13 protein-coding genes are annotated in these 9,773 nt (G+C 40.3%); 7 read left to right on the plus strand and 6 right to left on the minus strand.

The features are described from left to right. On the plus strand, positions 1-156 hold a 156-nt coding region (locus Q1V93_RS04325; protein WP_300662002.1), incomplete at its 5' end, for a winged helix-turn-helix domain-containing protein. 41 nt (positions 157-197) lie between these two features. On the opposite strand, the gene Q1V93_RS04330 is transcribed toward Q1V93_RS04325, so the two are convergent. Beyond that, positions 198-1,412 carry a porin gene (locus tag Q1V93_RS04330; RefSeq protein ID WP_300661963.1) on the minus strand — a complete coding sequence of 405 codons (1,215 nt, stop codon included), beginning with the start codon at positions 1,410-1,412 and terminating at the stop codon, positions 198-200. 16 nt (positions 1,413-1,428) lie between these two features. After that, positions 1,429-2,187 (minus strand): DUF2490 domain-containing protein, encoded by a 759-nt coding sequence (locus Q1V93_RS04335; protein WP_300661966.1) that lies wholly within the window; start codon positions 2,185-2,187, stop codon positions 1,429-1,431. A 356-nt stretch (positions 2,188-2,543) separates the two neighbouring features. Between Q1V93_RS04335 and Q1V93_RS04340 the strand changes: the two genes are divergently transcribed. The 5 genes from Q1V93_RS04340 (at position 2,544) to Q1V93_RS04360 (ending at position 6,643) form a co-directional block, all read left to right on the plus strand. After that, positions 2,544-3,185, plus strand: coding sequence for a DUF47 family protein (locus tag Q1V93_RS04340; RefSeq protein ID WP_164472207.1), 642 nt, complete (start codon positions 2,544-2,546; stop codon positions 3,183-3,185). Between the two features lie 25 nt (positions 3,186-3,210). After that, the gene (locus tag Q1V93_RS04345; protein ID WP_300661975.1) at positions 3,211-4,686 is read left to right on the plus strand and encodes an inorganic phosphate transporter; all 1,476 of its coding nucleotides are present in this window, start codon (positions 3,211-3,213) and stop codon (positions 4,684-4,686) included. A gap of 101 nt (positions 4,687-4,787) precedes the next feature. Next, positions 4,788-5,681, plus strand: coding sequence for an SUMF1/EgtB/PvdO family nonheme iron enzyme (locus Q1V93_RS04350; protein WP_300661978.1), 894 nt, complete (start codon positions 4,788-4,790; stop codon positions 5,679-5,681). 145 nt (positions 5,682-5,826) lie between these two features. Continuing rightward, positions 5,827-6,219, plus strand: a complete 393-nt coding sequence (locus Q1V93_RS04355) for a nucleoside triphosphate pyrophosphohydrolase family protein (RefSeq protein ID WP_300661981.1) — start codon at positions 5,827-5,829, stop codon at positions 6,217-6,219. A 1-nt stretch (position 6,220) separates the two neighbouring features. Continuing rightward, positions 6,221-6,643: an NUDIX hydrolase gene (locus tag Q1V93_RS04360; RefSeq protein ID WP_300661984.1), complete on the plus strand. Its 423-nt coding sequence runs from the start codon at positions 6,221-6,223 to the stop codon at positions 6,641-6,643. Positions 6,644-6,648: 5 nt separating this feature from the next. On the opposite strand, the gene Q1V93_RS04365 is transcribed toward Q1V93_RS04360, so the two are convergent. The 3 genes from Q1V93_RS04365 to rsgA form a co-directional block, all read right to left on the minus strand. Next, positions 6,649-6,978, minus strand: coding sequence for a nucleotide pyrophosphohydrolase (locus tag Q1V93_RS04365; protein ID WP_300661987.1), 330 nt, complete (start codon positions 6,976-6,978; stop codon positions 6,649-6,651). Beyond that, positions 6,978-7,430: a D-aminoacyl-tRNA deacylase gene (gene dtd, locus Q1V93_RS04370; RefSeq protein ID WP_300661990.1), complete on the minus strand. Its 453-nt coding sequence runs from the start codon at positions 7,428-7,430 to the stop codon at positions 6,978-6,980. The genes Q1V93_RS04365 and dtd overlap by 1 nt, the downstream gene beginning before the upstream one ends. A 92-nt stretch (positions 7,431-7,522) precedes the next feature. After that, entirely contained in the window at positions 7,523-8,482 is a 960-nt protein-coding gene (rsgA, locus tag Q1V93_RS04375; protein ID WP_300661993.1) for a ribosome small subunit-dependent GTPase A, read from the minus strand. A 131-nt stretch (positions 8,483-8,613) separates the two neighbouring features. Here rsgA and gldA point away from each other — a divergent pair, with 131 nt between their 5' ends. Then, positions 8,614-9,516, plus strand: coding sequence for a gliding motility-associated ABC transporter ATP-binding subunit GldA (gene gldA / locus Q1V93_RS04380; protein ID WP_300661996.1), 903 nt, complete (start codon positions 8,614-8,616; stop codon positions 9,514-9,516). Between the two features lie 65 nt (positions 9,517-9,581). Here the strand turns inward: gldA and Q1V93_RS04385 are convergent. Beyond that, on the minus strand, positions 9,582-9,773 hold a 192-nt coding region (locus Q1V93_RS04385), incomplete at its 5' end, for an aquaporin (RefSeq protein WP_300661999.1).

Consider the following 9,773-nt stretch of genomic DNA (forward strand, 5'->3'; position numbering starts at 1 on the left):
GATTTTGAGCGCGATGTGATCCTGGAGCGTGTTTGGGGAACCGACATCGTAGTTGGAGACCGAACCATTGATGTTCATGTCCGGAAATTGAGAGAAAAAATCGGAGATGATTATATTCAAACCGTAAAAGGAATCGGATATAAGTTTAAAGGATAGAAAAACAATTCGGGGCGAAAAATTTTTCGCCCCGAATTGTTTTATATACCAAATTCAATCTGAAAAATTGCCCCGAATCTACCCGTGTCCAATTTATCCCGTAAATCGGTGGTGAGCTGATAAAGAATATTCCCCTGAACTTTCACCCGATGTCCGTAAATGTATTTCGTAACTCCCAACTGGAATTCCTGGTTCTTTTTTAAGTTCACACCGGAAAAAGCCGGGTTGTTATATACCGAAGAAAAAGGTGTAATCTCTGCATACCTAACTGCTACTTCCCAATTGGATTTGAACAGGTAACTAACTTGCTGCATGAAACCGTTTCCTGCAAAAACCGCCTGAACACCTGATGAATCACTTGTAAATGTAATCGGATTGGTGCAGTTTCGCTGCATAAATTCCGTGTATAGCGCGAAACCTTTGTATTTGAACAACAAATCCAATGAAAGGGTCGACATGTCCGTTTTTGTGAACAAATCGCGCCCCAATTGTCCGCCGGAACGCACCGCATCATCATTGAAATTGTAAGATGCCCCCAAAGATAATTTCGGCTTTTGCTCGCGCTCCAAATCTCCTTCCTGGTAATCATTTTTGTTCGTAAAAGCCCCGAAAGGCAACACTTCTACCCTTCCTGTATACGACAATCCGCTATTGGAGCTCACACTGTTTCTTCCCTCTCCGGAAGTCAACGCTCCCAAAACAGCAAAATAAGTGTGTTTATACGACCCGAAAAAACCGAAATCGCGATCAAAATTAAACGTTGCATTCACAATCGAACGATCCGCAAACTGCTGATCTCCGGAAGAAATAACACGCTGTCTGTTTCCGGGAAGTTTTGTTTGTCCGAAACTGAATTTCAGGTGTTTGGAAGGTTCATAATTGATCACTGCATCACGTACAATATTCACACTGGTATTTACCTGCGACATCTGCGTCATATCCCAATCCATATCTCCTCTCGAAAAAGCCAGTTGAAGCTTATAAGTCAGTTTCGGACTATACACAAATCCTTCCATTTTCAAACGAACGCGGCGAACCCGAAACTCATAGCTTTCAGCAGACAAATCCTTATCGCTTCGGGTCAGCATAGCAGCTCTGTTCTGCATCCGGAATTGAAAACGCATGGAAAACAGCGAGTCTTTTCCGATAAACTCAATCCCTCTTTGCGGTTTGGTCAAAATAGACAGATCAATTTTCTTTTGACAGAAAACGGTGGTACTGATCAATAAAAGGCTTAAAAGTAGAATATGATTCATCTCGGACTAGTTTGATTTAGACATGTTTCTTTTTAGATGTGTGCTTAATCACTTTACTAAAAGTAATCTGCGTATAATCTTTTCTTCTGTCAGTTGTATTCATATGCAGGAATTGATGCATGACTCCCATCTGAATCGAAGCTGTTTTGAACTTAAATCCAAGTCCCACAAAGAAACGATTTTGATTGAAGAACGGAGCTTTATGCGTGAACATGACTTCATCCGAAACATTCGCGAAAAGCGTGTTTTCCTGCATTGTTTTATGTGTCAGCGGAACAAAAGCCTGCAAACGGTAGCGGAAACGGTAACGATCCTCATCTGTTGAACCGTCGTAGTTAGACGTAAATCCGTCCAGCTCACTGTTCCACTTTTGAATGAAGCGGTATTCAAAACGATAACGATGATCGAATTGAATGCGTTTACCATTTGTCTTTAATATACATTCAGCCCAAATACGGTTTTCTACTTGTTTCTGAGGTGTCCGGAAATTTTCATAATCCGCATACTGATGATAGGTCCCGACACCTAAACCACCTGAAAGCTGTTCCGTAAACAAATAATGGAAAAATGTTTTCAGCTCCCAGTAATTCAGATCATTGTATAATTCCTGACTTCTGATCTGGCCTTCCGCAATGAAATGTAATTTCGGAAATGCTTCATATTTGACATTCACCGTATTCCAGGTTCCGGTTCTGAAACGCGTATTGTTCGCCCAGCCCTGAGCTTTCAGCAGTATTGGAGATACCAGAAAAATTAAAACAACAATTTGCTTCATTTGTTTTTTTTCGGCAAAACTATATGCTTCACATTGATTTAACACACACCAAATAACAGTTTAATCGTTTGATAATATTTTTAATATTTAGTTAACATTGAGGCGCTTTTTTGGCGTTTTAGGAATCCTATCAAACACTAAATCCAACGTGTATTTACTGTTAAAACTACAATCCTTAACATTGAGTTAACATTGAAAAAATCCTAAGCACCTCAAACACTGCTATTTTGACTAAAAACCGGCTTCATTCATCGCTCTGAGCGGCAACTTTACCATTTCGTTAACATTTACATTCAGCGAATCATCCTCTCCAAACTCAAAGTACATTTGCACCATCAAATATTAAGATTAATAAAATGGGAATTTTAAAGTTTTTCTTACCTAAAGACAAAGTGTTTTACTCTTTATTTGAAGAAGCATCTCAAAACCTGGAAGCAATTGCAGGGAAATTGGTTCTTTGTGTAAACGAATCTGATTATAACAAGAGAGCGACTATCATTAAAGAGATGGAAGATTTAGAACATCAAAACGATGATTTAACGCACAAGATTTTTGTTGAATTGGGAAGAAATTTCATTACTCCTTTTGATCGCGAAGATATTCACTCATTAGCTACATCTTTGGATGATATTGCTGACCATATTTATGCATCTGCAAAGAAAATCAACTTCTACAAAGTTATTCCGAATGACGATCAGGGAATTTTGAAAATGGCCGATGCTATTCACGATGCGGTTTTGGCTGTAAATGCAGCTGTAAAAGAGCTTCGTAACCTGAAAAACACGCAAAAAATCGTTGAGTGTGTGATCAAAATCAATTACGTTGAAAACCAGGCAGATGATATTTTTGATTTGAGCATTGAAAAATTATTTGATTCGGATGTAGATGCTAAGAGTTTGATCAAAAAACGTGAGATCTACCAAATTATGGAGGTTGCAACAGATAAGTGTGAAGATGCAGGAAATGTCATCGAATCCATTGTTGTAAAATACGCTTAATACTAATTGGAAAACCAATAAAGATATGTTTTCATTATTAATCGCCATCATCATTCTTGCGTTATTGTTTGATTTGGTGAATGGTTTCCATGATGCGGCAAACTCCATCGCTACAGTTGTTTCCACCAAAGTATTGACTCCGTTTCAAGCGGTAGTTTGGGCTGCTTTGTTCAACGTCGTTGCTTTCTGGGTATTCGACATGAGCGTTGGAAATACGGTTGCAAAAACAGTAGACAACAGTGCCATTGATCTGTACGTAATCCTTTCGGGACTTATCGCAGCAATGATCTGGAATTTATTGACCTGGTGGTTGGGGATTCCGTCTTCTTCTTCTCACACCCTGATCGGTGGTTTTGCAGGAGCAGCGGTGGCTCACGCAGGATTCGACGTTATTGCTTCAGCAGAAATCATTAAAGTAACTTGTTTCATCTTCTTAGCGCCATTCATCGGTGGTATCATTGCCTTTGTAATTGCGCTCATTACCGTAAGCAGGAATTTTGCCAAAAAGATGATTTCCATTTTGGTTCTTTCTACGATTACTTATTTCATTATGGATTATATGGTGGAATACCTGGATGTGAAACCGGTCATGATGTACATCGTCATGGGAATGATCATCTTGTTTATTCTGACGTATACCTGGTATCAATTGGTTCATGGAAAACGTCAAACGGCGTTGAAGGAATCCAATATGTACAAAAAATTGCAGTTGCTTTCTTCTGCGGCCTTTTCCTTAGGTCACGGTGGTGCGGATTCGCAAAAAGTAATGGGAATTATTTGTGCTGCCCTGATGGTGTTTGCAAACTCACAACGAAACGATGAAGGTCAAATCGTTGGAGATATCCCGAAAATGTTCCAGATTTCCGAAGTATTCCAGATTGAATTTAACGATGCTGAAGGAAGAAAAGCGAAATTCAAGCCTGAATACACACACAATGTGGATTCATTGAAAATTGAAAAGGAAGATCACATTCTGATCTATACAAAAGGGGATGATATTTATGATGCAAAAACACATGATATCATTTTCAAAGGAAAACACTTGAACCGCGATTATTTCGAAGCAGATATCTTTAATGAATATGTAAAGAAAAACGGGGAAATCCGCAAAGGACATAAAATCAAGGCAAAAGTAAATTCTGAAACAATGCCGGGTTGGATTGCTTTTTCATGTTACCTGATGATTGGTTTGGGAACCATGATGGGAGGATGGAAAATTGTAAAAACAATGGGAACAAAGATCACCAAAGTAACTCCGCTGGAAGGTGTTTGTGCTGAAACTGCAGGAGCTTTGACTTTGTTTACTGTTTCGAATTTAGGAATTCCGGTTTCTACCACGCACACCATTACAGGTTCCATTATCGGAGTTGGTGCTACCAAACGACTAAGCGCTGTGCGCTGGGGAGTTACCATCAACTTGTTATGGGCATGGATTTTGACTATTCCGGTTTCCGGATTATTGGCTGCAGGGATTTATTACCTTTCGCTGCTATTCCATTAAAACGAATAATTTACGAAGTAAAACTCTCATCTCTCCGGTGAGAGTTTTTTTGTAACCAAACTTTTGGTTCAGCGTTTAATCTCACTCAAAACTAAGAATAAATGAAAACAACCGTAACAACCTTAATGGTAGTCTTTAGCTGCTTTCTCCTTTCACTCAAAGAACCAAAAAATTCGATCACTTCCCTTTCAGGAATGAAAAAGATCATGAAGGATGGTTATGCTTATGTTCCTTCCGGAAAAACCGTTATTGGAAAAGATACTGTTTCCTGCCAGGGCTTTTTTATGCTCAGGAGTGAAGTTTCCAATTTGGATTACAAACAGTATTTATGGCATTTAAAGCAAAGCGGAAAAGCTGAGGAATACCAGGCCGCTATGGTTGATTCGACAAAATGGAATAGTAACGGTTTTTCACTTGGAAAATATGTCCAACATTATAATAATCATCCAGCCTATCAAAAATACCCGGTTGTGAATCTTACCCGGGAGCAGGCTGAGAAATATTGTGAATGGTTGACACAGGTATGGCGTGAGAAAACAGGCAATGAAAGTCTTGTTTTACGCTTACCAACCAGAGCAGAATTTCTTCGGGCGGCCAACGGAAGTGCTCTGAAACGACCTTATGCGTGGAATTCACCTTATTTGAGACGAAGCGACGGAAAAGTTCAATGCAATTTCCTGGCAATTGGTGCCGGAGCAATTTCCAAAGATCCGGAAAGTGGAAAACTCATTGTGATGAATATTCCTGTCGATTTGTTGGATGGCGATTCAGATTGTGCAGATTTGACAGCTCCTGTCATTTCATTCTGGCCAAACGAATTTGGGATTTATAACCTGAATGGAAATGTTTCGGAAATGGTAGCAGAACAAAACATAGCTGTTGGCGGCGACTGGAACTCTCCCGGTTATGACATTCGAAACGAAAGTACCAAAAAGTTTACGGAGGCAAATCCAATGGTTGGCTTCAGACCTGTTATGACCTTTGTTGAAAATTGAAAATGGAGAAGTGAAAAGTTCATTTAGAGTTATGAGACAAGACTACCAGAGTCATGAAATAAATTTAGTCTTATCTCTTCTAATCTTGTCTCTGGGAGCCTTGACTACTTTTCAATTTGAATTATATTTGTGGAAATACAATAAAATGACACTCAAAGAAACCATTTCAGCAGTTGAAACGTTCCACAATGCGTTCAATATTCCGAATAATTACGAACCGACAGCTCAGTTATCGGAAGCAGATATCACACTTCGCTACAACCTGATGAAGGAGGAAAACGAAGAATACCTGGAAGCTGCAAAAAATGGTGATTTGGTAGAAATTGCAGATGCTTTGGGTGACCAGTTGTACATTTTGTGCGGAACCATTTTAAAACACGGCTTACAGGATAAAATTGCAGAAGTATTTGCAGAAATCCAACGTTCAAATATGAGTAAGCTCGACGCAGACGGAAACCCGATTTACAGAGAAGACGGAAAGGTTTTGAAGTCGGAATTGTATTTCAAACCGGATATCCAATCGGTTCTTGAGAAATAAGATGCAGCGGTTCAATATCCGTGTTTACGGCATTTGTCTCAATGAACGGAATGAAGTATTGCTTTCAGATGAATCCTACCGGGGGTTGAATTTTACGAAATTTCCCGGAGGAGGACTGGAATTCGGTGAAGGAACCATTGATTGCCTGAAGCGTGAATTCCAGGAAGAATTTGAGCTGGAGATTGAAGTGGGTGACTTATTCTATCTCACCGACTTTTTCCAGGTTTCTGCATTCTCGGAAAACGATCAGGTCGTTTCGATTTATTATCTGATCAAAGCCGATTTACATTCCTTAGATCAATTAAGCAAAAATCAAACAAGCGTTGAAAAACTGCATTGGGTGAAACTTTCTGAATTAACAGAGGAACAGCTTTCTTTACCGATTGATCGAATTGTAGCTCAAAAATTAATTCGTAATTATTGAAAAAATCAATCGAGTAACTTTTTATTCTCTTTGTGCCGCGTCCCGTCACGTCCTGTTTTCTTAGCCAGGTTTTTCTCCAAAGCTTCTTCCAGGTCAACACCCGTTTGGTTCGCCAAACAAATCAATACGAATAAAACATCCGCCAGTTCGTCCCCAAGATCTTTTCCCTTATCGCTCTCTTTTTCGCTTTGTTCGCCATATCTGCGTGCGATGATTCGTGCCACTTCTCCAACTTCTTCCGTCAGCATCGCCATGTTTGTCAACTCATTGAAATAACGAACTCCCACTTCTTTGATCCACTGGTCTACTTTTTTCTGTGCTTCTGAAATTTCCATTATTCTCTGTTTTTTGAATCTATTGTAATTGTAACCGGTCCGTCATTGATTAAAGCCACTTTCATATCGGCACCAAAAATTCCTGTTTCCACCTTTTTTCCTAATTGCAAAGCTGCTTTTTGAAGAAACAATTCGTACAAAGGAATGGCTTGCTCAGGTCGCGCCGCGGCAATAAAACTGGGTCTGTTTCCTTTTTTAGTCGATGCATGAAGCGTAAACTGGCTCACCACCAATAATCCTCCGTCGATATCCTGCAGGGAACAATTCATTTTTCCTTCGGAATCAGAAAAGATCCGCATTTGAATGAGTTTCTGAATCAGCCAGTCAATGTCTTCTTCCGAATCCGCTTGTTCAATTCCCAAAAGCACCAATAAGCCGTTCTCAATTTGGCCAATGATTTGGTTTTCTACTGTTACGCTTGCTTGAGAAACTCGTTGAATAACTAGTCGCATGGTCAAATATAGGTATTGTCAGAAAAACTGGAAAATCGGTAACGAATCTATCTCCCGATAGCTATCGGGATGTAATTCGTAATTCTAATAAACTATTCCATTCCCCGCTTATTCCTGCGATGCACATCTTCATCGTCACCGGTCATCAGCTGCAAATAGGTAAAATACCTGCTTTCATAAATCTCTCCGCTTTTCACCGCTTCTTTCACCGCGCAAGACGGTTCGTTCAGATGCTGACAATTGTGAAAACGGCATTGACCGATCAATTCGCGCATTTCAGGAAAATAGTGCGAGATCACTTCTTTTTCCAGATCCACAATTCCGAAAGCCCTGATTCCGGGAGTGTCAATGATGAAACCGCCCGACCGCAACGGATGCATTTCGGCAAAAGTGGTTGTGTGCTGACCCTGGTGGTGAGCCGAAGATATTTCTCCGACGCGCAAATCCAATTCCGGATCCAACACATTCACCAAAGTACTTTTCCCGGTTCCGGAATGTCCCGCAATCATCACTTGTTTGTCTTTGATTTCTTCTCTTAAAAAAAGTACATCGGCCTCATTGGTTGCTGAGATAGCATGACACGGATAACCAATTGATTCATACATGAACATGATTGCTTTCAGGTCCAGCAAACCTTCGTCATCCAACAGGTCAACCTTATTAAAAATGATGCTTGTGGGAATCCGGAACGATTCTGCCGCAACCAAAAACCGGTCGATAAAAACAAAGTGTGTTTCAGGAAATTTCAACGTCACCATTAAATAAGCCCGATCAATATTCGCAGCCAGAATGTGCATTTGCTTGCTGAGATTCGTACTTTTCCGTACGATGTAATTTTCCCGCAACTCGTAATCAACGATCACACGCTTTCCTTCTTCATCAATTTTCGGATCCAGGATCACACTATCGCCAACTGCAATCGGATTCGTTGTTTTCAACCCTTCCAGGCGCAATCTTCCGCGAATCCGGCATTCCACCACTTCTCCGTTAGGCATCAAAACCTGATACCATTTCCCCGTTGATTTTAAAACTCTTCCGCGAAGATCACTCATGAGTGTAAAATTACGGAAAGCATTCAAAAACGATGACCAAACGATCATTTATATCTCATTTTACTACCTGCTTTCTCAAAACCAACGTTATTCCGATCTCATTCGTTATCTTCGTAGCCAAAGTTTTTAGTATGTCGATTGAAGTAAAGAACCTTTCCAAATATTACGGTGAACAAGCAGCTGTGAACGATATTACTTTTTCCGTCGGAAAAGGTGAAATCATCGGTTTCTTAGGACCAAATGGTGCGGGGAAATCAACGACAATGAAAATGATTACCGGATTTATCCCTGCAACGGAAGGAAGTATCAGTGTATGTGGAATTCCTGTTTCGGTTGATGCGATCGAAACCAGAAAGCGCATCGGTTATTTGCCCGAAAACAACCCTTTGTATCTGGACATGTATGTGAAAGAATACCTGGAGTTTGTAGGGAAAATTTACAAAGTAAAAAATATCAAAGAGCGCGTAAAAGAAATGATCCAGCTTGTTGGTCTGGAGGTGGAGCAAAACAAAAAAATCGGGATGCTTTCCAAAGGTTACCGTCAGCGCGTAGGTTTGGCTCAGGCCATCATTCACAACCCGGATGTACTAATTCTGGATGAGCCTACTTCGGGTCTGGATCCCAACCAATTGGTAGAAATCCGCGAATTGATCAGACGGATCGGAAAGGAAAAAACGGTGATGTTGTCTACGCACATCTTACAGGAAGTAGAAGCTATTTGTGACCGTGTAATTATCATCCGTAAAGGAAAACTGGTTGCGGATAATTTAGCTTCGAACTTACAGGTTGCTACGGATACACAGGTTGTTTATGCTGAATTTGACGGAACCGTTACCAAAAACTTACTTCAAAAAATTCCTGGAGTATCGAAAATCGAACGTGTTTCCGATTCCAAATACCTCATCGAAAGTCAATCTCTGGAGGATCTGCGTAAAACAGTTGCTCAATTCGCACAACAACACAATTTATTGGTGCTCACCTTACGCACGGAAGAAAAATCATTGGAAGAAGTCTTCAAAACACTTACGAAATAAGTGTTCTCACTATACTAAAAAGGCTCAACAGAAATTTGTTGAGCCTTTTTTATTTTCTGAATCAATTACAATGAATCTTTATTCGGAGCCAGGTAGCTGTAAACCGCTCCTGCAATGACCGCTCCCGCAATCGGTGCGACCCAGAACAACCACAATTGTTCAAAAGCCCATCCTTGTACAAAAATAGCCTGGCTGGTACTTCTTGCCGGATTCACAGAAGTATTTGTAACCGGAATGCTGATCAGGTGAATCAGCGT

The sequence above is a fragment of the Fluviicola sp. genome, from assembly GCF_030151805.1.
Lineage (GTDB): Bacteria > Bacteroidota > Bacteroidia > Flavobacteriales_D > Crocinitomicaceae > Fluviicola.

Coding starts and splice junctions, on each gene's coding strand:
- Q1V93_RS04330 (WP_300661963.1), bottom strand. CDS start 1,412: ATGAATCATATTCTACTTTTAAGCCTTTTATTGATCAGTACCACCGTT.
- Q1V93_RS04335 (WP_300661966.1), bottom strand. CDS start 2,187: ATGAAGCAAATTGTTGTTTTAATTTTTCTGGTATCTCCAATACTGCTG.
- Q1V93_RS04340 (WP_164472207.1), top strand. CDS start 2,544: ATGGGAATTTTAAAGTTTTTCTTACCTAAAGACAAAGTGTTTTACTCT.
- Q1V93_RS04345 (WP_300661975.1), top strand. CDS start 3,211: ATGTTTTCATTATTAATCGCCATCATCATTCTTGCGTTATTGTTTGAT.
- Q1V93_RS04350 (WP_300661978.1), top strand. CDS start 4,788: ATGAAAACAACCGTAACAACCTTAATGGTAGTCTTTAGCTGCTTTCTC.
- Q1V93_RS04355 (WP_300661981.1), top strand. CDS start 5,827: ATGACACTCAAAGAAACCATTTCAGCAGTTGAAACGTTCCACAATGCG.
- Q1V93_RS04360 (WP_300661984.1), top strand. CDS start 6,221: ATGCAGCGGTTCAATATCCGTGTTTACGGCATTTGTCTCAATGAACGG.
- Q1V93_RS04365 (WP_300661987.1), bottom strand. CDS start 6,978: ATGGAAATTTCAGAAGCACAGAAAAAAGTAGACCAGTGGATCAAAGAA.
- dtd (WP_300661990.1), bottom strand. CDS start 7,430: ATGCGACTAGTTATTCAACGAGTTTCTCAAGCAAGCGTAACAGTAGAA.
- rsgA (WP_300661993.1), bottom strand. CDS start 8,482: ATGAGTGATCTTCGCGGAAGAGTTTTAAAATCAACGGGGAAATGGTAT.
- gldA (WP_300661996.1), top strand. CDS start 8,614: ATGTCGATTGAAGTAAAGAACCTTTCCAAATATTACGGTGAACAAGCA.